This window comes from Rhodococcus koreensis (genome assembly GCF_017068375.1).
In the GTDB taxonomy this organism is placed as follows: domain Bacteria; phylum Actinomycetota; class Actinomycetes; order Mycobacteriales; family Mycobacteriaceae; genus Rhodococcus_F; species Rhodococcus_F koreensis.
The window spans coordinates 3,901,623-3,923,972 of sequence record NZ_CP070609.1 but is presented as its reverse complement, the minus strand read 5'-3'; the positions used below and the strand labels follow the sequence as shown (position 1 = coordinate 3,923,972).

The following is a 22,350-nucleotide window of genomic DNA, read 5'->3' as shown; positions in this document are numbered from 1 at the left end:
GCTCCGGCGCCGAGTTCCCCCCGCCGCCGGAGCCCATCTGTGACGCGACGCCGAGAGTGTCCGCCGGTACGTCGACCCTGCCGAAGATGCACACAACGGGGTGACCGGGGTCGCCATCCTCAGGGACCGCCGCTCCGTTACCGGGAATTCTTCTCGGCGACCGCGGTCGCCGGGTGCACGGCGATCAGGCCGAGACCTTCGCGTCGCTTGCACAGCCGCGCCAACTCCCGATACGCGGCCTCACCGAGCAACTCGGTGAGCTCCGGCGCATACGACTCCCACACCGCCTTGGCTCCGACATGCGCATCCGGCGAGCCGGAGCAGTACCAGTCCAGATCCGATCCGCCCTCACCCCAACCGCGGCGGTCGTACTCGGTGATCGTCGTCTTCAGGACCTGCTCACCGTCGGGTCGCTCCACCCATTCGTGGGTCCGCCGGATCGGCAGCTGCCAGCACACGTCCGGCTTCACCTCGAGCGGCTCGATCCCACGCCGCAGCGCCATCGAATGCAACGCGCACCCGATCCCACCCTCGAAGCCGGGACGGTTGAGGAAGATGCACGCGCCCTTGTAGCGGCGGGTACGCAGCGCCGGCTCGTCCTCGAGCTCATCCTCCTCGATGTACCCCGTCTCCCCGAGACCCTCCTTCCTGAACTGCCAATCCTCAGGTCTGAGCAGCTTCACCGACTCGTGCAACCTCTCGACATCCTCCTCGTCGGTCAAGAACGCGCCGTGCGAGCAGCAGCCGTCGTCGGGTCGGCCCGCGATGATGCCCTGGCAGGCCGGGGTGCCGAACACACAGGTCCAGCGTGAGAGCAGCCACGTCATGTCCGCGGCGATGAGATGCTCGGCGTCGTCGGGATCGAGGAACTCGACCCATTCCCGAGCGAAGTCGAGCGCAACCTCGGGGCTGGGCGCCATCTTGTGCGCACGCCGCGCACTACCTGCTGTCACAAACCCCCACGCTAGCCAACCCACATAACAGCCAAGGACTGATCCGATCCCCGTCCGGGATCAAACAATGCCGCCACGAATCGCGCCGATACGCCAGGGAGACCACCGCTGCGATAGACGACCGATCAACCCCAGCACCATTGCCGCACAACGGACAACCGTTGATGGGCACAGCCCACAACGTCTGGCGCCCGCGCCCCGTGGAGCGTCGGCCGTTGCCTCAACAGATGAACCCACCTCTGAAGCCGCCATTAGCGGTCACCGTCGGCAACGCACGCGCGACAATAGGTCAATGACCGAGCTGCAGATCCGCGAGGCGACGCCGGACGATGCCCAGATGTGTGGGCGAATCATGTTCGACGCCTTCGAGGCGCTCGCCACGCGCCATCACTTTCCGATCGAAGCGGGCACACCCGAACTCGCCGACTTCCAGATCAAGGCGATGCTGGACACCGACGGCATCTACGGCCTGGTTGCCGAGCGTGACGGCCACATCGTCGGCAGTGCCCTACAGGACGAGCGCGGAAAGATCGTCGGCATCGGACCCGTCAGTGTCGACCCGGTGGCATCGGACGCGGGGGCGGGCCGTGCGCTGATGAATGCTCTGCTCGAGCGATCGCGAGAGCGTGAGGTCGCGGGCGTGCGGCTGGTACAGACGACGTACAACTATCGGTCCTTCTCCCTGTACGCCAAGCTCGGCTTTGCCGTCCGTGAGCTGTTGTCCGTCTTCCAGGGAACAGCACATGGGTCCGCGATACCCGGCGCAGTCGTACGTGCAGCGACACCGGACGACATCGCCGCCTGCGACGAGATCTGTCGGCAGGTGCACGGCCACGACCGCCACGGCGAGCTGCAGCAGTGGGTCGGTGCCGGAACCGCCCGCGTGGTCGAGCGTGGCGGCCGGATCACCGGCTATGCGACGGGTTTCGGCTACATCTGGCATGCGGTTGGCCAGGCCGACGACGACGTCATCGCACTGCTGGCCGGCGCCGACGAGTTCACCGGACTCGGGTTCCTCGTGCCCTCACGCAATACCCGCCTCATGGCCTGGTGCTTCGATGCCGGGCTGCAGCTCGTCCAGCAGTCGACGCTGATGACGACCGGGCTCTACAACGAGCCGCAAGGCGCGTGGCTGCCGTCGATCGGCTACTAGTGGCCCAGGAGTCGACCGGGGCGGCCGTTCCAGTCGTATCGAAATGCGCGAATCCCCGCGGGCCGCGCGACAGCTCAAAAGATATGATGGGAATGGACTCGCAATCGGGCTGCCTTGGAGCGCCACACTGAGCGGGCATCCGGGGCAACCGAGGCGGTCACGTACAACAGCAGCGCGACACGGCACGATGCTGGCTCACGATCAACGCGCGAACGGCGTCACTCGCGGGGTGCCGTATCCGACGGCTTCAATTCATGCCGATGGAGCACCGACAATGAACACAACCACGAAGGCACGCACGAAAAGCCTTCTGATCAGGCTAGCGGTGGCCGGATCGATCGTCACGTTACCGGCGGGACTCGCCGCCGCACCCGCGGTGGCCTCGGTCGCCGCACCCGCGGTGGCGTCCGCCGCCGCATCGACCGCCCCGCCGGGGCAGGACCCGTGCGATCCCAACAACAACTGGCTGCTGCCGCCGGACCAAATTCAGCAGCAGATGAACATGTGCGGCAACAATGGCGGCCAAATGCAACGGGATCGGAACCGCGAGCAAAATAACCCGCCGGCACCCTTCAGGATGTCTCCGCCGCCGATGTTCGGCTCCTCCTGACGCGGACACCCACCCCGCGGTTCCGGCGCGACCCGGCCCACGAACGCCTGGCGGCTCGCGGGCAGCGGACTCTCGCGCGCGAAACGCGGGGTCTCACGCCAAGGCACAGGAGGGCGTCCCGGCGGGCTGACAGTTGATCCCCCGCCTGCGGACAGCTGATCTCCCTGTCCGCGATCAGGTGATCTCCATCGAGGCGCGTCCGACGCGCGCCAGCCCATCCTCGAGATCTGAGGCGATGCACCAAGCCCGCGGACCGACTAGAGGCGAGCGGCGGCGAACTGTGCAGCCGCAATGGTCATCCCGTTCACGGGATACAACGCGTGCACGGCATTGGGGCGCCCCAGAGGGGCACCATCGCAGATGTTGTCGCCGGGAGCGCACAAATCGATTGCCTTAGGACCGTACAGCGGCCCGACAACGATCGGCGGACTGCCTGCATCACGCATAAACCGCTCCGACGGTTTTCCGAAGAAGACGACCGCGGCAACGTGGCTCGCCACATCCGGCGATAACGGCCCGGGTAGGCCTAACTCCGTGGGTAATCCGGCTGGATTTCCGTCTGCGGTGACAAACCCTGCCACAGCCGCACCTTGAGAGTAACCGCCCACTACCATCCTCGTGCCGGGGCAATTTGTCGCCATGAACTGAATCCGAGAATGCATGTCCCGCATCCCGTCGACGAAGGTGCGGACAAACGCTTGCCGATCATCAAAATTGCTACCGGCAGGGTAGTTGACGGCGTACACCCCGATCGACCGCGCGCCCGCGAACAAGCGCAGTGATTCGACGAATGAAAGTCCTGTGATGCCCACGCCATCCGGTTGATCCGTACCACGGGCGAACGCCACCTCGACATCGGGACATGGCTGGGCGGACGCGAGCGGGGGTTCGACGGGTACGACAAGCAGCGCCGCAAACGCCAGCATCGCCGTACACAGGAATCGAGCGAGCGTGCGTGTCGCCATGAGGTAAACACTACATTCAGTCCCGACCCGATCAAGCTTCCTTTGCCGACTCGGGAACCGTTCGCCACCGACCGGTCGATTACCACACGTCCAGTGCACACCCGGTCCCCCGAGCCCGGCCCCACCCTCGGCGACAATCCCGCAGTGCCACCCGGTCAGACGGTGAAGAATTCGCTCAGGCCCATGCTGTGGAGTGCGCGGCGGTAGGCGACGGAGCCTGCGGTCGGCGGGTGCGACGGAGTGATGCACATGCTCGCTGCCCTCGATTTGTGTAGCGGCAGACTGTATTACCGGATCAGGCCGCGTAAGCGATCGGGCGAGTTCCTCGATTTTCTGAAGTATCTTCGCGCCTGTTGGACCGGGGAGAAGTTGTATGTGGTGCTCGATAACTTCTCCCCGCACCGACATCCGGCCGTGCGTCGGTGGCCGGCAACGATGTCGAACTCGTGTTCTTACCGACCTACGGGTCGTGGTTGAACTGGATCGAGTCTTCGGTTCACGGCGTTGCGGTACTTCGCGGTGAACGGCACCGATCACCGCAGTCATGCAGGGCCGAACGCAGCGATCGGGGCGTACATGCGGGGCGCAATGCTCGTGCCGAACCGAAAACTCGGTTTGCTCCTGATCCGGTCGTGAGTCACCGATCCGGTCGTGGACCGAGTACCGACTTTGTCGGGCCCCGATTGCTTGACGAACCACCAGATCGGGAACCTACAGCAGCAAGCAGTCGGCAGCTTGCCTGCTTGCTGCCGCCGCACTCCCCTCCTCCTCACTCGGCCTGTTGCCTGCCGGCGTCTCGTCCCACCGGACGTTTCGGCGACCGGCTTGTCGGCCCGACGAAACGCTTCCATATGATGTGTGCGTCGGGCGCGCCGGTGTCCGCGAGTCGCGAAACCGGGTCCGGTGATCCAGGTCACCGCTGGTGGAGCGGTTGCGCTCGCCGGCATCCGACGCAAGGACACGCCACATGAGCCGGGAAGGCAGACAAGCGCAGTGAGCACAGTGGAACTGGCCCAGTGGAACTCCGAGGAAGCTCTCGCGGAGGCAATGATCCCGATCATCGGCGGTCTACACCGTAGACACTCGGTGACCATTCTGCTTCACAGTCGCTCCCTGGTGAACAAATCGGTCATCAGTATCCTGCGAACCCATCGGTTCGCCCGGCAGATCAGCGGCGATGAACTGTCGGTCGAGGAGACGTTCCCCTTCCTCGAAGCGCTCACTCACCTCGATCTTCGGCCCTCGAAGATCGACCTCGGACTGCTGGTGATGGCCTATCGCGCCAACGGTGACGGAGCATCGGTCCCGGAGTTCGTTGCACGGAGCCTCGCCGACCTGGTCGGCGGCGCCCAGACGAGCCCCGCGCAGCCGCAGGACGTGGTCCTGTACGGATTCGGGCGTATCGGTCGCCTCGTCGCTCGACTGCTCATCGAGAAGGCCGGCTCGGGCAATGGGCTGAACCTGCGTGCCGTGGTGGTCCGCAAGGGTGGCAGCGACGATCTGACCAAACGCGCATCGTTGCTGCGCCGTGACTCCGTCCACGGGCAGTTCAACGGCACGATCAAGGTCGACACCGACAACAACACGCTGATCGCCAACGGCAACGTCATCAAGTTCATATACAGCAACGACCCGGAGAGCCTCGACTACACCGAGCACGGCATCGACAACGCCATCCTGATCGACAACACCGGAATCTGGCGCGACCGCGACGGACTGTCGAAGCACCTCCGCCCCGGCGTCGCGAAGGTGGTGCTCACCGCACCCGGCAAGGGAGACGTCCCGAACATCGTGCACGGCGTCAATCACCGCGACCTCGACCCGAACGAGCAGATCGTGTCGTGCGCATCCTGCACCACCAATGCCATCGTCCCGCCGCTGAAGACGATGGACGACGAATTCGGTGTGTCGCGAGGCCACGTCGAGACCGTGCACTCGTTCACCAACGACCAGAACCTCTTGGACAACTACCACAAGGCCGACCGTCGTGGTCGTTCGGCGCCGTTCAACCTCGTGCTCACCGAGACCGGCGCCGCGTCGGCGGTCGCCAAGGCGCTCCCCGAGCTGAAGGCCAAGATCACTGGCAACTCGATTCGCGTTCCCACTCCGGACGTGTCCGTCGCCATCCTCCACCTTCAGCTGGGTCGGGAGACCACCAAGGAGGAGGTGCTCGAGCATCTCAGCCAGGAGTCGCTCACCGGAGCGCTGAGCCGGAACCTCGACTACACCGCTGCAACCGATGCCGTGTCCAGTGACTTCATCGGTTCGCGCGCCGCGTGCATCGTCGACGCGAATGCGACGATCGTCGACGGCGACACCGCCATCCTCTACGTCTGGTATGACAACGAGTTCGGATACTCGTGCCAGGTGGTGCGCACTGTCCAGTACCTGTCCGGTGTGGAGTACCCCATCTACCCCGCGGTCGACGCCGCTGATGCGATGTCCGTGGGCTGACCGGCGGTACCGTAGGTTTGCGACGCCCGGGCCGAGCAGTGGCTGCTCTCCCGGGCGTCGTCGTGTATTCGGTGGGCCTCGCCGCTGAAGGCTCATCGTTCGTATGGTTCTCGACGTTGAAATTTCCGGCACCGAGGCCCGTCGATCCCGAAACCCGCAGCAGCAAGTCAAGCACCAGTAGCCGAAGCCGTAGTTCGAGCGGCGGCGCCATTGCTCTTGGGGTGGCGCCGCCGCTGTGATTGCGAGCGCTTCAGCACGTGGCGAACTCGCGTGGGAATTCGGAGTGCGTCGTCGGTTCTGTACTCGGAGTTTCCTTTTTCGCAGCGTTGTAAATCGTCTCGCCACCGTGTGGCCGCTGAATCGCGAAACATGTTGTAGCAACAAGCAATTAATCGACTCAGGATGCTTGTCATGGACGACCATCGCGGCGTCGACGAGCCGTCGCCTGGTCGACGATGTCGCGATGCTACTGCTGCGGCTCGGTGTTCACGGCCGGATCAAACGGGTCCGTAAGAAGGGCTATCGTGATTGCTGGCACCTGACCATTGCCGGCTCCCAGAACCAGACGCAGTTTCTCTCCGTGGCGGGTGTTCATGGCGCGAGGGGCGAAGCTGCGCGAAGGGTGCGGCCAGCCCGCCATCTGCAATCTGCGGGAGGGGTTCGGTAATCCTGCGCCGCGAGACCGCTTCCTATCGGGATAGTTGCGTCGAGTCGGTTCTGCGGGGTTCGTCCTGCCTGATGGTCGAGATCCATGGTCGGGACGAGCATCGCGGCGGGTCAGCCGACGAGACCGGGCTATGGCTGCCGGGAACCTCACCCGAGCGCGCTTCTCACGCCAACCGTTTCGACGCCGTGGACCGATGGGTGGGCTGGGCGACGCTCTGATACCCACTGATAACCGGGTCGTGCACCGCGGCCGACGGGTGTTGCCATGCCGGCGTCGGCATAGGGGAACTGCCCGATTTGGGCGGAACCGGACAGTTCTGTCGACAGGCGCTCGGGCTACTGCGCAACCGGGGAATGTGGCACCGCACGGCGATTGTCATCATGTCGGGCCCTCGGCTGGAGCGAATTTTCCCAGTTCAAGGGATCTTTTCAAGATGATCTTGCAGCAAAACGTTGACGTGGCCGCCATCACAGTGAAAGATGCTCATATGAAACTTTAATTCGAATCTTTTATTGGCGGATGAGGAACGCATCCGTTCCTCATGGCTCCCCTCGGTAGAACTCCCCGTGGATCGCGCTTCGGAATCCACGACAATCACCCACTGCGGAAGGCAAGTTTCATGACCCAGACTGTCGCGTCGACCCCCACCCAGGTCCGTCGCGGTGACGGCACCTCACTCGTGTCGGCCGAAGACTTTGCACCTCGCAGGCACTTCATCGCAGGCGAGTTTGTCACCGGCGCTAGCGGTGCATCCATCGACGTCGTCAACCCGGCTGACGGCTCGGTGCTCACCACGGTTCTCGAAGGCACCGCCGACGACGTCGACAAGGCGGTCGACGCAGCCCTTGCCGCGAAAGCCGGCTGGGCGCGGCTGGTCCCGAAGGAACGCGCCGAGATCCTGCACAAGATCGCCGATCGCCTCGCCGGCAACGCAGACCTCCTCGCCCGGCTCGAATCGGCGAACACCGGTAAGCCGCTGATGGTTTCGCAGGACGATGTCTCCGGATCGATCGATACGTTCCGGTTCATGGCGGGGGCGTCCCGGGCCATCACCTCCCAGGCTGCCGCGGACTATGCCGAAGGGCACCTGTCGGTCATCCTCCGTGAACCCCTGGGTGTCGTCGGTGTCGTCACGCCCTGGAACTACCCGCTGCTGATGGCGGCGTGGAAGATCGCCCCCATCCTCGCCGCCGGCAACACTATGGTCATCAAGCCGTCCGAGCAGACGCCGCTGACCACCCTCAAGTTCGCCGAACTGGTCGCGGACCTGCTTCCCGCCGGTGTGTTCAACGTCGTCACCGGCTACGGTCCCGTCGTCGGAAACCGGCTGTCCGGGCATCCCCAGATCGACATGATCGCCCTGACCGGATCCGTCGGCAGTGGAAAGGCGGTGGCGCAGAAGGCAGCCGAATCCCTCAAACGCGTGCACCTCGAACTCGGCGGCAAGGCGCCGGTCATAGTCTTCGACGACGCCAACCTCGAGGAGGCCGCGACGTCCCTGCGCGCGGCCGGCTACTGGAACTCCGGCCAGGAATGTGGCGCGGGATGCCGGGTGCTGGTGCACGAATCGGTTGCCGAAGAATTCACCGAGCACCTGGTCCGCGAGGTCGGATCACTGGTCGTCGGCGAGCCCGGCGCCGGTGACGACATCGAGATCGGCCCCCTGGTTTCGAAGGCGCACTTCGATCGGGTTTCCGGATTCCTCACGCGGGCAAGCGAACAGGGTATCCGTGCCGCACTCGGCGGCGCCCCGATCGACGGCCCCGGCTACTTCGTGCCGCCCACCGTCCTGGTCGACGTTCCCGACGGAGCCGAATGCTCCCGGGAAGAGATCTTCGGCCCCGTCGTCACCGTCGAAACCTTCACCGACGAGAACAACGCCATCGACCGCGCCAACGACGTGCCCTACGGTCTCGCCGCCTCGGTGTGGACCGAAAACGCCCGCCGCAGTCACGACCTGCCCGCCCGACTCGACTTCGGGACGGTCTGGGTCAACTCCCACCTCGTCCTGGCCAACGAAGTGCCGTGGGGCGGTTTCAAGGGGTCCGGCTACGGCCGCGACCTGTCGATCTACGCACTCGACGACTACTCCCGCACCAAGCACGTGATGCACAACCACAACCGCTGACCATCCCCGATAGTCCACCCACACCTCTCGAGTAAAGGTTCACACAGACATGCCTACCAAGCTCTACGCCACCCCGCCGATCCCGTACGTCACCGAGAAGCCGTGGACGAACTGGGGCGGCAACCAGGCCTGTACGCCCGCATTCACGGTCCGCCCGAAGAACGAGCAGGAGGTCCTCGACGTCGTCCGCTTCGCAATCCGTGAGGGTTTGCCCGTCCGCGCCGTCGGCGCCGGCCACTCCTTTACCCCGATCGTGCAGACCGGCGGTGTGCTCATCGACACCGAACTGCTTACCGGCGTGACCGGAACCGACACCACCAAGAACCGTGCCCGCGTCCTCGGCGGCACCCGTATCAGCGACATGGGCGCACCCCTGTGGGACGCCGGGCTGTCCCTGTCGAACCAGGGCGATATCGACAAGCAGTCGATCTCCGGTGCCATCGCGACCGCCACCCACGGCTCCGGCATCAACCTGGGCAGTTTCTCCTCCCGTCTCCGCTGGGCCCGAATCATCAACGGCCACGGCGAGGTTGTCGAAGTAGACGAGAACGATCTGAACACCCTGCGCGCCGCCCAGGTCGCGATCGGCACTCTCGGCATCATGACCGAGGTCGAACTCGAGGTGTCGCCGCGCTACCACATCAAGGAAGAGATCACCTTCCCGACGTGGGACGAGACCAAAGCCGGGTGGGACCAGAACATCGCCGACTACCGGCACTACTCGTTCATCTGGTGCCAGGCCGACGACTCGGCCGCTCTGTACGAACTGCCCACCCCGGCCGGTGAATCGATGGTCAACCGCACCTACACCAAGAAGTACGTCGCCGCGAACCTCGACGAGGCCGGCGAGATCGTCACCACCGAGAACCGTCGCGCCGACCGGGCATACAAGATCTACGCCGGCGGGTACATGATCCCCTTCCACGAACTCGAGTACTACGTATCCGCCGAAAAGGGCTTGGCCGCAGTCGAAGCCGTGCAGAACCTGTTGACGACCAAGCACACCGCCGAGCGCTACCCGATCGAGGTCCGCTGGGTCCAGGGCGACGACGCCTACTTGTCCCCGTTCTACAAGCGCGACACGACCGTGCTGTCGGTCTCCGGCGCCCCCGGCACGGACTACTGGCCCTACCTACGCGACCTCGACGCGCTTCTCGAGGACTTCGATGCCCGCCCGCACTGGGGCAAGATCCACTTCCTCACCCGCGACCGCATCGAGAAGATGTACCCCGAATACGACAAGTTCGTCGCCGTGCGCCGAGAGTTCGACCCCGACGGCGTCTTCCTCAACGACAATCTGCGTTCCCTCGTAGGCTAACCGGACGGATGACTACGTCATGACCACTACGCAACCGTCACACCATGGTTCCGACGAGGGCGGCGTCGACGAGTACGGCTACAACCAGAAGCTCGACCGAAGCATCGGCAAGTTCGCCAGCTTTGCCGCCGGCGTCAGCTACATCTCGATCCTGACCGGTGTCTTCGGGCTCTTCTACGTCGGCTTCGGCACCGGCGGCCCGGCCTACGCCTGGTCGTGGCCGATGGTCTTCGTCGGCCAGCTCATGGTCGCGCTCTGTTTCGCCGAGCTCGCCAGCCGCTACCCGGTCGCCGGGTCGGTCTACAACTGGGCGAAAAAGCTTGCCTCACCGACCACATCGTGGATGGCGGGCTGGCTGCTACTGACCTCCTCGATCGTGACCGTCGGCGCGGTCGCGCTGGCGTACCAGATCACGCTCCCGCAGATCTGGTCCGGTTTCCAGATCGTCGGCGACGGCACCGGCGAACACGACTTCTCCCTCAACGGTGTGCTGCTGGCCGGGGCGCTGATCGTGTTCACCACCCTGGTGAACGCGTTCGGAGTCAAGTTGACCGCGCTGATCAACAGCGTGGGTGTGTTCGTCGAGCTGATCGCGGCGGTGCTGCTGGTGATCATCCTCGGTGTGCACGTCGTCCGGGGACCCGGTGTACTCCTCGAGACACACGGACTGGGAGAAGGCCACTCGCTCGGCTACTTCGGGGTATTCCTGGTCGCGTCCCTCGCCTCGGCGTGGGTCATGTACGGATTCGACACGGCGAGCTCGCTCGGCGAAGAGACCAAAGACCCGAAGAAGACCGCGCCCCGCGCGATCATCCGGGCCATCACCGCCTCGTTCCTGCTCGGTGGCGCCATCTTGTTCTTCGGCATCCTCGCCGCACCCGATCTGAGCGATCCGCAGCTGGGATCGCCGTCCGGTGGTCTGCAGTACGTGATCCTCTCGCTGCTCGGTGGGACCCTGGGCAAGCTGTTCCTGATCTGCATTGCGGTGGCAATCACAGTGTGCACGTTGGCTATTCAAGCTGCCGCGGTGCGCATGGTGTTCGCCATGGCGCGGGACAATAATCTGCCGTGCGGTCGCTGGCTCGCTCACGTGCACCCCGAGCGTAAGACGCCGGCGAATGCGTCGATCACCGTCGGTGTGCTGGCAATTGCGATCTTGGTGCTGATGATCACCCAGCCGCAGATCTACGTCGTGCTCTCGGCGATCGGCATCGTCCTGATCTACGCGGCGTACCTGCTGGTCACCGGTCCGATGCTGCGGAACCGGTTGCGGGGCCGGTGGCCGCTGCCGGGCGCACCCGCACAGGACGAGTTCTCGCTCGGACGGCCCCTCGGCCTGGTGGTCAACGCCATCGCTGTGGTCTGGGGTGCCGCCATGATCGTGAATCTGGTCTGGCCTCGCGCCGAGGTCTACAACCCCGCCGCGCCGTTCCACTGGTACCTGCAGTGGTCGGGAGTTCTGATTCCGGCGCTGCTCACCGTGGGTGGCCTGGTGCTCTACCGGGTACGGATCCGGCACCGGACCGGGATTCTGGCAGAGCACGCCGCGGTCGTCACGCCCGCCTCGAGCGGGCCGGCCTCGCAGGCACCGTTAGAAACGGACCTGTCCGAGCCCAGCGACGTCGACCCGGTCGAACCCGTGCAGCGGGTCTGAGTCACGGCGCCGTGTGGGAGCGGAACGTGGGGGTCGCGGTGCCATCGGTCGGTGGCACCGCCGCCTCCGCGATCGAAGCAAGTCGACATGGGTGTGCAGGTACATTCCCCGTGTACAGGATCGGCGATGATGGTGGTGGGAGCGCAGACGTGAACGACGAGGAGCTGAACGCACTGCTCGAAACGACCGCTGCCGCGATCGGCAAGAGGATCGACGGCCTCTTCCAGTTCGTCGCCGAAGTACGTGCCCGGGTCGACGACGTCGCCGCCCGCGCGGCCGAGCACCGCAAGCCACTCGACCGCACTGCACTCGCCACCATCCGCCCGCTGGTGCAGAACATCCTCCAGCGCGACGAACCGCTCCTCGAAGGGATTGGGGTGGCCGTCGGGCGAGAAGCCCTCGTCGACACCCCGCGATGGCTCGAATGGTGGCGACGAGACACTGCGGACAGCAGTCACTTCGTCCGGCACATTCTCAACCCCGACGCGGTCGGATTCTACGACTACCAGTCACGAGAATGGTTCGTCCACCCGATCGAACAGCAACGCCCCCTGGCTATCGGACCGTACGTCGATGCCGGCGGCATCGAGGTCTGCACGGTTACCTTGACGATGCCTCTGCCGCTCGCCACGGGTGACGTGAGCGTGGTGGGCGGAGACCTGTCCATACCGGCGATGGAACATCTCCTGCTCGAGAGCCTGGGAACCCTGCGCCCGCCGATCGCCTTGGTCGCGGCGAACGACCGTGTCATCGTTTCCAACAGTGCGCGATACGTCACCGGATCCCGCCTGCGGCCCAACACGACAGTGGTGCGCACCGTCCCCGTTCCCTCCCCGGACCCCGAGCGGCTGCGCTGGCGACTACTGGTGCTGGACAACTCATGACTGACCAGGTGTGACTCAGATGCTTCCGGGTTTGTCCTATTCTGAATCAGTGACCGGTCTCGAGCATCTCGACACTCGAGCCCCCTTTGCTCTGGTAGCGCTTCTGCGGACCAGTGAATTCGACGGTGCGAGCAGACCGGATCAGGTCATGCATCAGCTCGAGACCGCAATCGCCGTCGGACTCATCGGGGTCGGCGAACGACTGCCCCCCGAGCGGGAACTTGCTGCGCAGCTCGGCGTGACCATGCTGCAGATCCGCCACGCCCTGGCCACGTTGCGCGACCGCGGTCTGATCGAAACGCGACGCGGACGCGGCGGCGGCAGCATCGTCTGCGATACCTCCGCTGTCAGCCGTGAGGAAGTAGAACGCCGACTGCGTGAACGTAGCACCGAGGAACTGCGAGACCTCGGGGATCTGTCCGGATCGCTGGCCGGAGCGGCGGCCCGGTTCGCTGCCGCCCGGGCCGACGGCCCCGAGATCGACCGTCTCGAGCTGCTCGCCTCTCAGTTCCGCGAAGCCGAGAGCGTACAGGATCTGCGCCGAGCCGACAGCCGTTTCCATATCGGACTGGCGATCGCCGCCCAGTCGCGGCGCCTGGCCACCGCGACGGTGCAGATCCAAGGCGAGCTCGCACCGCTACTGTGGGCGCCTTCGGACGTGGGGGTCGACACCACCGATGCCGCCACCGCCCACGCCGCCATTCTCGAAGCCATCACCGACGGCGACGAATTCCGCGCCCAGGAAACGGCCATAGCTCACGGCGCACACGAGACCGAATTGCTCATCGAGGCTCGCCTCGAACTGATGATGAATCGGGCACTCGACGGTCGCTGAAGTCTGCCGGTCGCTCATCGCGGGCCCGGATGAACAGGTACTTTATGGCGGCGCTACTGGAATCCCTTTGAGGGGAGCGGGCGTTTGAACGTTTCGGGTATGCGATTGTCCTTCGGCTCCGGTCATCCGACGCGGGTGATCAAGCTGTCGTGGTTCGCGTCGATTATCGCAGTGTCGCGATGGTGGTTCGGACCCTGGCGCGCCGTTGCAGTTCTCGCGGCACGATCAGCCAGTACTTGCGCAGTACGGTGACCTCCTCGGGCAGTATCCGCACCAGCGTCGGGTCCGGGTCGCCGACGTAGAGGGGGAGGGCGGAGACGCCGAGGCCGGCGGCGGTGGCGGTCCACTGGCCGGTGATGTTGTTGGTCTGGATGCGTGTGCGGTGCCCGGGCAGGACTTCGTCGAGGATGCGCAGCGCCGGAACGTCGAGCAGGGAGTCGACGTACCCGATCAGCGGATGGTCGTGCAGGTCGAGGACGTGAGCTGAAGGGTGAGTTCTCCGAGAATGTCGGCCGAGCCGTCGACGGGGTCACCTTCTGCCAACCGCTCGGCGTCGTCGCCGGGATCTCCCCGTTCAACTTCCCCGCCATGGTCCCGATGTGGATGTTCCCCGTCGCCCTCGCCTGCGGGAACACGTTCGTGATGAAGCCGTCCGAGAAGGACCCCACCCTCAGTGTCGAACTTGCCCGGCTGCTCACCGAGGCCGGCCTGCCGGACGGGGTGTTCAACGTCGTGCACGGCGACAAGATCGCCGTCGACGTGCTCGCCCACCAGCAGGTGGAGGCGGTCAGCTTCGTTGGCTCCACCCCGATCGACGAGTCCATCCACAGCACCGCCGCCGCGCAGGGCAAACGCGTTCAGGCCCTCGGCGGGGCGAAGAACCACATGGTGATCATGCCCGACGCCGACCTCGACCAGGCCGTGTCCGCGCTGATGGGGGCCGCCTACGGTTCCGCCGGGGAACGGTGCATGGCGATCTCCGTCGCCGTGCCGGTCGGGGAGGGCACCGCGAACGCGCTGCGCGCGGTTGATCGCCGCCCTGGCCGATCTGAAGGTCGGGCCCGGCACCGACCCCGAGGTGGAGATGGGTCCGCTGGTGACGGGGGTGCGCCGCGACAAGGTCGCCTCCTACATCGACATCGGGGTCGAGGAGGGCGCCGAGCTGGTCGTCGATGGGCGGAAGAGTATTCCGGCGGCCGGTGGGGAGGGGTTCTTCCTCGGCGGCACCCTGTTCGACCACGTCACCCCGACCATGCGGATCTACCTTGAGGAGATCTTCGGGCCGGTGTTGTCCGTCGTGCGCGCCCAATCCTTCGAGGAGGCAATGCAGTTGGTCAACGACCACGAATTCGGCAACGGCCGCCATTTTCACCGCCGACGGTAACACCGCCCGCACCTACCTCGCGCAGTTCAAGGCCGGCATGGTCGGTATCAACGTCCCGATCCCGGTGCCGATGGCGTTCCACTCCTTCGGCGGCTGGAAGCGGTCGCTGTTCGGTGACCACCACATCCACGGCCCCGAGGGCGTCCGGTTCTACACCCGCAACAAGACCGCCACCACCCGCTGGCCCAACGACTCCCAGGTCCGCGCCGACTTTTCCATGCCTACCCATGAGTGACGGAGCGACCGTGACCACCGCCGCTCTCGCCGACACCGTCCGCGCCGAACGGCGCGGCGACATCGGCGTCATCACCCTCGACCGGGTCACGGCCCTCAACGCCCTGAACACCGAGATGGTGGACACCCTCGACATGGTGCTGGCCGAGTGGGAGAACGCCGGCCTTCGGGCCGTGGTGCTCGACAGCGCCAGCCCGAAGGCGTTCTGCGCGGGCGGTGACATCCGCGCCGTTCGGCAGAACAGCCTGGCCGGCGACCCGGAGGCGAGCGAGCGGTTCTTCGCCACCGAGTACCGCCTCAACGCCCGCATCGCCGACTACCCGGTCCCGTTCATTTCGCTCATCGACGGCATCTGCATGGGCGGCGGGATGGGCCTGTCGATTCACGGGACCTTCCGATCGACGAGACCCCCCAATATCGACATCTCGGCGATCCTCAACGGCGCCACCACACCCGAGCAGGAGCGAGCCGTTGCTTTCGCCAGAGACGTGCGATGCGGACTGGCCGACGGTGAATTGCGAACAGGCGAGTAGCACCGCTTCCATCGGGCGTCTCGACTCCCACCGCAACATCGGCCGAATATCGACATTCCAGGATCTTCCGAGGCCGAATATAATCAAGGCTTATGGATAGGCGGCACATCGTGCATTTCCTCGCCGTCGTGGACGAGGGATCCATCTCGGCTGCCGCTCGCAAATTGGGTTTGAGTCAGCCCTCGGTGTCGCAGACGATCCACGAACTCGAGCGGGAGCTGGAGTGCACGCTGTTCACCCGCGGCCGCGGGATGAGCGCGACGTCGAATGGGCGCGCGCTGATCGGACCGGCGCGGTCGGCGTTACGTGCTCTGGACACGGCGCGTTGGGCGATCGAGGACGTCTCGGAGTTGAAGTCCGGCGAACTCGACATCGGCAGTGTCGTCAATCTCGCGGTCGACCCGCTCGTCGATCTGGTGAAGCGATACCGGGCCCGCCATCCGGGAGTGACGATCCACATTCGCCGGGTGCACGTCGGTGCGCGTGGGTTCGACGATCTGGCCCGCGGTCACGTCGAACTGCTCCTGACGGAGTATCCACCGGCGGCGACCGGCTATCAGGAGGTTCCATTCGGGGAGCGCCCGCTCGTCGCCGTGTTCCCGCCGGGCACGCCACTCGCCGATCGTCCGATGAGGATCGAGGAACTGGCCGATCGGGAGGTCATCTCCGCACCCTTTCCCGGTGCCATCGGACGCGCGCACATGAACCGGCTGCTGGCTGCCCGCGGATTGGGCAACTTGGTCCCGGTGCTGGAGACCGCGCATCGGCACGCGGTGATACCGCTCATCCTGGCTGGGGTGGGCGGCACGATTCTGCACGGGACCGAGGCGGATCTCGCGGCGCGGCTCGGCGCCGTCGTTCGGCCGCTGGATGTGAGTCTCCCGACCGGTCATGCGCTGTACTACCGCTCCGACGAACTGTCGCCGGCTGCGCGTGCGTTCGTCGCGCTGGTGCGGGAGTCGACGGTGGCGTGACTCAGCCGGGGCAAGGCATAAGTGGTACCTATGTTTTGTATCGGGTGATTGCGTCTATACCTCTGTGTGGATCGATCGTAGGGTCGAAGGTGCATGGAGGGATGGCCGCGTACCGCGGATGGTCCCCAATGTGCTGCGGGATCGGTGTTCTCACACCGCCGTGCATGCATCTGACCTGAACCCTGCTCGCGATCGGACCCGCTGATGATTCACCGCCCACTCGAAGGAATCCGCGTTGTCGACTTCGGCCAATTCGTCGCCGCGCCCGGCGCATCACAATCTCTCGTCGATCTCGGCGCCGAGGTAATCAAGGTCGAACCGCCGGAGGGTGACTGGGTTCGCTCGGGCACATCGTTCGGTGAATCCATCCTGCGCGCGTACAACCGAGGAAAACGATCGATTGCACTCGATCTCAAAGACTCTCGTGGCCTGGAGGTGGCCGAGCGCCTGGTTTCCGACGCCGACGTCGTCATCCAGAATATGCGTCCAGGTGCGATGGAGGCGCTGGGGCTCGGCCCGGACCGGGTCCGGGAGTTGAACCCGCGTGCCATCTACGCGACGGTCAGCGGCTTCGGTCTCCACGGACCTTCGCGCCACCGGCCCGGACTCGATATCGCGGCGCAGGCCGAAAGCGGGTTGATGGCCATCACCGGTGAGCTCGGCGGGCGGCCGTTGCGGGTGGGAACGACCATCGTGGATGCGGCCACGGCGCACGTACTGACCGAAGCCGTCCTCGCGGCGCTGCTCGAGCGTGAGCGTTTCGGGCAGGTTGCAGCTGTCGAGGTCTCCCTGCTCGAGGTTGCTCTGCACCTACAGTCGGCGGACTGGACCGGCTACTCGATCACCGGGTCGACGCCGTGTCGCCGTGGCAACGGTCAGCCAGGAGTCGCGCCGGCGGCCGATCTGATCGAAACGTCGGATGGGTACATCGTGCTGTCCGGTTACTCGGCGCAGCATTGGCCGCGACTGTGTGAGGTTCTCGGGCGTGCAGATCTCGCCACCGATCCACGCTTCGCCGACAACGAAGCGCGCGTGGCCAATCGCGAAAAGCTCCTGAGCGAGCTGGCGGTCGCTCTCGGTGGCCGCACCAGCGAGGAATGCGTTCAACTGCTGGCGAGCAATGGCCTCGTCGTCGGGGCTGTCCGTAGCTACGATCAGGTGCGCGAATCCGACGATGTCATCGCCGGTGAGATGTTCACCCGTGGAGAGCACTTCGACGGATCAGCATTCGACGTCGTCCGAGTTCCGTTTCGCCTGGGTGGTGAATGCGAGCGAACGATGCGACGCGTGCCTTCCCTCGGCGAGCACTCCGCTGAAATTGTCACCGGAATCGGTTACAGCGCAGAAGAGTTGGACGCACTGTTGCAGGCGGGCGTTCTCTCGTGCAAGGAGTCGAGTGCGGTCGGGACACCGGCATGACAGTGAGACCCAGGACGAACTCGTTGGCCGGTCTTCGCCAGGGCGTCGACCCCGACCCGCGATTCACGTTGGCAAACGAGCGAACCTATCTCGCCTGGATCCGGACTGCGCTGGCACTCATTGCGGCCGCATTGGCGCTCGAAGCGTTCGGGGGAACCGTCGTGCCGACGACGATTCGTCTACCCGCAGCAATCACGATACTGATCGGTGCTGTCCTGGTTGTCGGGTTGGCATTGTGGCGTTGGCTCCGCATCGAGATTGCCCTTCGCCGTCGGCAGAGCTTGCCGCTACCGGGATCGATTGTCGTGGTGGCCCTTCTGGTTGCCGGTGCCGGCGCCGCCGCGATTGTGGTGCTGATCGGGTGACGACCGGACGCGCGACGGACGGCGTGGGTGTGTGATCACCCACGACGACCCGGGACTGCAACCTGAGCGGACCGCGCTCTCGTGGATCCGGACAACCGCGGCGCTGGCCGTACCCACACTGCTGCTGTTGCGGTTGGGTCCCCCCGTCGTCACGGTGCCGGCCGCCGCGACGGTGATCACCTTCTGCTCGGCCACACTTATCCGTTCTCGTGCGGCGCATTCCGGCCGGATCCGGCAACTTCAGCTCGGCGCAGGAACTCCGAGTGTGATGGAGTGCGTGGTTCTCGGGGGATGTGCGATTCTCGTGGCGGTAGCCGGCATCGCGTCGATCGCGGTGTAGTGCGTGTCCTGCGGGCCCGTGTGATCTGTCCAAACCCATAAGCCGATCCGATCGCAGAATGCGCATTCGCGTCTTTGTGTGACGTGCATGGCGCTGATTGATTTGAGTGTGAGTTGAACAAGGGCGCAAAGGAGCCACACATGCGGGACGCAGTCATCGTCGATGCGGTACGGACACCGGTCGGAAAACGCAACGGATCGCTGGCGGAGATTCATCCAGCGGATCTGTCCGCACACGTGTTGAACGCTCTCGTCGAGCGAACGAATATCGATCCGGGTGTCGTCGACGACGTCGTGTGGGGATGCGTGGGTCAGGTCGGGGATCAGGCGAACAACATCGGCAGGAGCGGCGTACTCGCTGCAGGTTGGCCGACATCGGTTCCGGCGACCACAGTGGACCGCCAGTGCGGGTCCAGCCAACAGGCGCTGCACTTCGCCGCGGCGGGCGTGATTGCCGGTCAGTACGACGTTGCGGTCGCCGGTGGAGTGGAGTCGATGTCGCGGGTTCCCATGGGGACCAGTCGCCACACGGGACAGCCGTTTGGACAGACCGTGCTGGACCGATTCGGAGTCGAGGCGTTCAACCAGGGCATCGGCGCCGAGATGATTGCCGAAAAATGGGCGCTCTCGCGCCGGCGACTCGACGAGTTCGCCGCAGACTCGCACGAGAAAGCCGCCGCTGCGACCGATTCGGGCGCGTTCACCGGCCAGGTCGCCGCTCTGCCCGGCGTGTTGGACTCGGACGAGGGCATTCGGCGCGGTACCACCGCCGACACACTTGCCGGACTGAAGACGTCCTTCAAAGCGGACGGAGCGATCCACGCCGGCAACGCCTCGCAGATCTCGGACGGTGCCGGAGCCCTGCTGGTGACCACGACCGAGAAGGCACGTCAGCTCGGTCTGACACCGATCGCCCGAATCCACACCGCCGTGACAGTGGGTGACGATCCGGTGATCATGCTGACCGGACCGATCCCGGCGACCGCGAAGGTCCTCGAGCGCTCCGGATTGTCGATCGCCGACATCGGCGCATTCGAGGTCAACGAAGCATTCGCCTCGGTGCCTCTGGCCTGGCTCGCGGAGACGGGAGCCGACCCGGCCCTGGTGAACCCGCTGGGCGGCGCGATCGCCGTCGGCCATCCTCTCGGCGGCTCCGGTGCCGTTCTGATGACGAGGCTGGTGCATCACATGCGAGACAACAACATTCGATATGGCTTGCAAACGATGTGTGAGGGCGGCGGCATGGCCAACGCCACGATCGTCGAATTGCTCTGACCACCCGACAGAAGGTGTCTGATTGATATGAAGAGAACCGTATTCAACGAGGACCACGAGACATTCCGCAAAGTGGTCCAGGACTTCCTGGCTCGCGACGTCCAACCGCACTATGAGGCGTGGACCGAGGCGGGCAGGGTCGACAAGACTGTCTTTCACAAAGCCGGCGAGATCGGCATTCCCGGCCTCCAGATACCCGAAGAGTACGGCGGCGCGGGTATCGAGAGCTTCAAATTCAACGCCGTCGTCGCCGAGGAGCTGGCTCGATCCGGCGTCACTCTGGGTGGTCTCGCACTGCAGACCAATGTGCTGCTCCCCTACTTCCTCGAGTACGCAACCGAGGAGCAGCGGCGGCGCTGGCTGCCCGGCATGGCCAGCGGCCACATCGTCGGCGCGATCGCGATGACGGAGCCCGGCACGGGCTCGGACCTGGCGGGCATGGCCACGACCGCACGGCGGGTCGGCGACAATTATGTTCTCAACGGCGCCAAGACCTTCATCACGGGTGGTATCAACTGCGACCTTGTCGTCGTGGTGGCCCGGACCGACAAGGGGGCCGACCGTCGAGACGGGCTGTCCCTGCTGATCGTCGAGGACGGCATGCCCGGGTACGAGCGGGGCCGGAACCTGACGAAGCTGGGTCTGAAAGCGCAGGACACCGCGGAGTTGTCGTTCACCGACGTGCGGGTTCCGGTGGAGAATCTGCTCGGTGAGGAGGGCAAGGCCTTCGGGTACCTCGGGTTCAACCTCCCGCAGGAGCGGCTGTCCACTGCGATCAATGCTCAGGCCAGCGCGGAAACGGCTTTGGATCTGACCGTCGAGTACGTCAAGGAGCGCAAGGCCTTCGGGACAACCATCGGCAGCTTCCAGAACACCAAGTTCGAACTGGCGTCGTGCGCGATCGAAATCGAGGCGGGTCGCGCGATGGTGGACAGGGCGCTCGACGAACTCGACGAGGGCACGCTGACCGCGGCGGACGCGGCGAAGGCCAAGGTCTATTGCACCGAGCTGCAGTCCCGGGTGATCGACCGCTGCCTGCAGTTGCACGGCGGCTACGGGTTCATGATGGAGTACCCGATCGCCCGGATGTATGCGGATGCCCGGGTGACGCGAATCTTCGCCGGTACCACCGAAGTGTGTAAGTCGATTGTCAGCAAGTCGCTGGGTCTGTAGGGGTAGGGAATTCATGCTGAGTACACGATTTACGGAGCTGTTCGGGATCACCCACCCGGTGGTGCAGGGTGGCATGCAGTGGGTCGGGCGTGCCGAACTCGTCGCGGCGGTGGCGAACTCGGGAGCGCTCGGGTTCATCACCGCGTTGACCCAACCCACTCCGGACGCGTTGGCCGCGGAGATCGCCCGCTGTCGCGAGATGACGGACATGCCTTTCGGTGTGAACCTGACGATGCTTCCCTCGATCACTCCGCCGCCGTACGCGGAGTATCGCGACGTGATCATCGACTCCGGTGTGAAGATCGTCGAGACCGCGGGGAACAGTCCGGCAGAGCACATGCCGGCGTTCCTAGCCGCTGGAGTGAAGGTGCTGCACAAGTGCACCAGCGTGCGACATGCAGTGAAGGCCGAGGCGCTGGGCGTCCATGCGCTGAGCATCGACGGGTTCGAATGCGCCGGACATCCCGGTGAGGACGACGTTCCGGGCCTCATCCTGATTCCCGCCGCAGCGCGGGCATTGCGAGTTCCTGTCATCGCGTCGGGCGGCTTCGCGGACGGGCGGGGGCTGGCGGCAGCGTTGGCGCTCGGCGCCGAGGGTGTCAACATGGGCACCCGGTTCATGTGCACGGCGGAGTCGCCGATCCATCGGACGATCAAACAGCAGATTGTCGACGCCACCGAACTCGACACCGAGTTGATATTCCGGTCGCTGCGGAACACGGCCCGCGTCGCGAGCAACACCGTCAGCCGGGAAGTGGTCAGTGCGCTCGCTGGCGGGGGTGCGTTCGACGATATCCGGCACCTTGTGTCCGGTGCGCGCGGCAGAACGGTGTACGAACTCGGCGACCCCGAGGCAGGCATTTGGTCGGCAGGTCTGTCGCAGGGCCTGATTCACGACATCCCCACGGTTGACGAGCTTGTCACGCGGATCGTCGCGGAGGCGGCAGACCTGATCCAGGGTCGGCTCGCCGGTCTCTGTGATCGCAATGCGGCCGTCCTCGTCGACTCCTGATGGTGAGAGCCGGCCCGAACG

General features: G+C 65.2%; 20 protein-coding genes and 1 pseudogene. 18 read left to right on the top strand and 3 right to left on the bottom strand.

Annotation, left to right across the window (positions count from 1 at the left end):
- Positions 1-137: 137 nt before the first annotated feature.
- The gene (locus JWS14_RS18050; RefSeq protein WP_206016084.1) at positions 138-920 is read right to left on the bottom strand and encodes a DUF3109 family protein; all 783 of its coding nucleotides are present in this window, start codon (positions 918-920) and stop codon (positions 138-140) included.
- Positions 921-1,245: 325 nt separating this feature from the next.
- Here JWS14_RS18050 and JWS14_RS18045 point away from each other — a divergent pair, with 325 nt between their 5' ends.
- Positions 1,246-2,106, top strand: a complete 861-nt coding sequence (locus JWS14_RS18045) for a GNAT family N-acetyltransferase (protein WP_095861531.1) — start codon at positions 1,246-1,248, stop codon at positions 2,104-2,106.
- A gap of 274 nt (positions 2,107-2,380) precedes the next feature.
- Positions 2,381-2,716, top strand: a complete 336-nt coding sequence (locus JWS14_RS18040) for a hypothetical protein (protein ID WP_072947281.1) — start codon at positions 2,381-2,383, stop codon at positions 2,714-2,716.
- Between the two features lie 257 nt (positions 2,717-2,973).
- Here JWS14_RS18040 and JWS14_RS18035 read toward each other — a convergent pair whose 3' ends face one another.
- On the bottom strand, positions 2,974-3,681 hold the full coding sequence (locus JWS14_RS18035) for a cutinase family protein (protein WP_095861533.1): 708 nt from the start codon (positions 3,679-3,681) through the stop codon (positions 2,974-2,976).
- A 993-nt stretch (positions 3,682-4,674) separates the two neighbouring features.
- Between JWS14_RS18035 and JWS14_RS18030 the strand changes: the two genes are divergently transcribed.
- The 7 genes from JWS14_RS18030 (at position 4,675) to JWS14_RS18000 (ending at position 13,621) form a co-directional block, all read left to right on the top strand.
- Positions 4,675-6,135, top strand: coding sequence for a glyceraldehyde-3-phosphate dehydrogenase (locus JWS14_RS18030; RefSeq protein WP_072947279.1), 1,461 nt, complete (start codon positions 4,675-4,677; stop codon positions 6,133-6,135).
- Between the two features lie 235 nt (positions 6,136-6,370).
- Positions 6,371-6,802 carry an LAGLIDADG family homing endonuclease gene (locus tag JWS14_RS51750; RefSeq protein WP_371851593.1) on the top strand — a complete coding sequence of 144 codons (432 nt, stop codon included), beginning with the start codon at positions 6,371-6,373 and terminating at the stop codon, positions 6,800-6,802.
- Positions 6,803-7,421: 619 nt separating this feature from the next.
- A complete protein-coding gene (locus tag JWS14_RS18020) occupies positions 7,422-8,930 on the top strand; it encodes an aminobutyraldehyde dehydrogenase (protein ID WP_083395701.1) in 1,509 nt (502 codons plus the stop codon).
- Positions 8,931-8,979: 49 nt separating this feature from the next.
- On the top strand, positions 8,980-10,248 hold the full coding sequence (locus JWS14_RS18015; RefSeq protein ID WP_206013977.1) for a D-arabinono-1,4-lactone oxidase: 1,269 nt from the start codon (positions 8,980-8,982) through the stop codon (positions 10,246-10,248).
- Between the two features lie 19 nt (positions 10,249-10,267).
- Positions 10,268-11,902, top strand: a complete 1,635-nt coding sequence (locus JWS14_RS18010; RefSeq protein ID WP_072947277.1) for an APC family permease — start codon at positions 10,268-10,270, stop codon at positions 11,900-11,902.
- A gap of 149 nt (positions 11,903-12,051) precedes the next feature.
- Complete coding sequence (locus JWS14_RS18005; protein ID WP_143051431.1) at positions 12,052-12,786, top strand: cache domain-containing protein; 735 nt, start codon at positions 12,052-12,054, stop codon at positions 12,784-12,786.
- 148 nt (positions 12,787-12,934) lie between these two features.
- The gene (locus JWS14_RS18000) at positions 12,935-13,621 is read left to right on the top strand and encodes a FadR/GntR family transcriptional regulator (protein ID WP_167372189.1); all 687 of its coding nucleotides are present in this window, start codon (positions 12,935-12,937) and stop codon (positions 13,619-13,621) included.
- Positions 13,622-13,784: 163 nt separating this feature from the next.
- Here the strand turns inward: JWS14_RS18000 and JWS14_RS17995 are convergent, their stop codons facing one another.
- Positions 13,785-14,054 (bottom strand): LysR substrate-binding domain-containing protein, encoded by a 270-nt coding sequence (locus JWS14_RS17995; protein ID WP_241031675.1) that lies wholly within the window; start codon positions 14,052-14,054, stop codon positions 13,785-13,787.
- Between the two features lie 50 nt (positions 14,055-14,104).
- Here JWS14_RS17995 and mmsA point away from each other — a divergent pair.
- The 9 genes and pseudogenes from mmsA to JWS14_RS17950 all read left to right on the top strand — a co-directional run.
- Positions 14,105-15,240: pseudogene (mmsA, locus tag JWS14_RS17990) on the top strand (CoA-acylating methylmalonate-semialdehyde dehydrogenase); the annotation flags it as partial.
- Positions 15,233-15,772: an enoyl-CoA hydratase/isomerase family protein gene (locus JWS14_RS17985; RefSeq protein WP_095861536.1), complete on the top strand. Its 540-nt coding sequence runs from the start codon at positions 15,233-15,235 to the stop codon at positions 15,770-15,772. The pseudogene mmsA and the gene JWS14_RS17985, both read left to right, overlap by 8 nt.
- A 92-nt stretch (positions 15,773-15,864) precedes the next feature.
- Entirely contained in the window at positions 15,865-16,746 is an 882-nt protein-coding gene (locus JWS14_RS17980) for a LysR family transcriptional regulator (RefSeq protein ID WP_206013976.1), read from the top strand.
- 204 nt (positions 16,747-16,950) lie between these two features.
- Positions 16,951-18,165, top strand: coding sequence for a CaiB/BaiF CoA transferase family protein (locus tag JWS14_RS17975; protein WP_206013975.1), 1,215 nt, complete (start codon positions 16,951-16,953; stop codon positions 18,163-18,165).
- 23 nt (positions 18,166-18,188) lie between these two features.
- Complete coding sequence (locus tag JWS14_RS17970) at positions 18,189-18,530, top strand: YidH family protein (RefSeq protein WP_241031396.1); 342 nt, start codon at positions 18,189-18,191, stop codon at positions 18,528-18,530.
- Between the two features lie 31 nt (positions 18,531-18,561).
- The gene (locus JWS14_RS17965; protein WP_241031395.1) at positions 18,562-18,870 is read left to right on the top strand and encodes a DUF202 domain-containing protein; all 309 of its coding nucleotides are present in this window, start codon (positions 18,562-18,564) and stop codon (positions 18,868-18,870) included.
- Between the two features lie 140 nt (positions 18,871-19,010).
- A complete protein-coding gene (locus tag JWS14_RS17960) occupies positions 19,011-20,144 on the top strand; it encodes a thiolase family protein (protein ID WP_206013974.1) in 1,134 nt (377 codons plus the stop codon).
- 27 nt (positions 20,145-20,171) lie between these two features.
- Positions 20,172-21,317, top strand: coding sequence for an acyl-CoA dehydrogenase family protein (locus tag JWS14_RS17955; RefSeq protein WP_206013973.1), 1,146 nt, complete (start codon positions 20,172-20,174; stop codon positions 21,315-21,317).
- A 13-nt stretch (positions 21,318-21,330) separates the two neighbouring features.
- Positions 21,331-22,329, top strand: coding sequence for an NAD(P)H-dependent flavin oxidoreductase (locus tag JWS14_RS17950; protein ID WP_095861542.1), 999 nt, complete (start codon positions 21,331-21,333; stop codon positions 22,327-22,329).
- The last annotated feature ends 21 nt before the right edge of the window (positions 22,330-22,350 follow it).

Bases quoted from the DNA above. Each gene is read 5' to 3' on its own strand.
- JWS14_RS17950 (WP_095861542.1), top strand. From the start codon at position 21,331: ATGCTGAGTACACGATTTACGGAGCTGTTCGGGATCACCCACCCGGTG.
- JWS14_RS18020 (WP_083395701.1), top strand. From the start codon at position 7,422: ATGACCCAGACTGTCGCGTCGACCCCCACCCAGGTCCGTCGCGGTGAC.
- JWS14_RS18000 (WP_167372189.1), top strand. From the start codon at position 12,935: ATGCATCAGCTCGAGACCGCAATCGCCGTCGGACTCATCGGGGTCGGC.
- JWS14_RS18035 (WP_095861533.1), bottom strand. From the start codon at position 3,681: ATGGCGACACGCACGCTCGCTCGATTCCTGTGTACGGCGATGCTGGCG.
- JWS14_RS18045 (WP_095861531.1), top strand. From the start codon at position 1,246: ATGACCGAGCTGCAGATCCGCGAGGCGACGCCGGACGATGCCCAGATG.
- JWS14_RS18050 (WP_206016084.1), bottom strand. From the start codon at position 920: ATGGCGCCCAGCCCCGAGGTTGCGCTCGACTTCGCTCGGGAATGGGTC.
- JWS14_RS18040 (WP_072947281.1), top strand. From the start codon at position 2,381: ATGAACACAACCACGAAGGCACGCACGAAAAGCCTTCTGATCAGGCTA.
- JWS14_RS17955 (WP_206013973.1), top strand. From the start codon at position 20,172: ATGAAGAGAACCGTATTCAACGAGGACCACGAGACATTCCGCAAAGTG.
- JWS14_RS18010 (WP_072947277.1), top strand. From the start codon at position 10,268: ATGACCACTACGCAACCGTCACACCATGGTTCCGACGAGGGCGGCGTC.
- JWS14_RS17980 (WP_206013976.1), top strand. From the start codon at position 15,865: ATGGATAGGCGGCACATCGTGCATTTCCTCGCCGTCGTGGACGAGGGA.
- JWS14_RS17985 (WP_095861536.1), top strand. From the start codon at position 15,233: ATGAGTGACGGAGCGACCGTGACCACCGCCGCTCTCGCCGACACCGTC.
- JWS14_RS18015 (WP_206013977.1), top strand. From the start codon at position 8,980: ATGCCTACCAAGCTCTACGCCACCCCGCCGATCCCGTACGTCACCGAG.
- JWS14_RS17975 (WP_206013975.1), top strand. From the start codon at position 16,951: ATGATTCACCGCCCACTCGAAGGAATCCGCGTTGTCGACTTCGGCCAA.
- JWS14_RS17960 (WP_206013974.1), top strand. From the start codon at position 19,011: ATGCGGGACGCAGTCATCGTCGATGCGGTACGGACACCGGTCGGAAAA.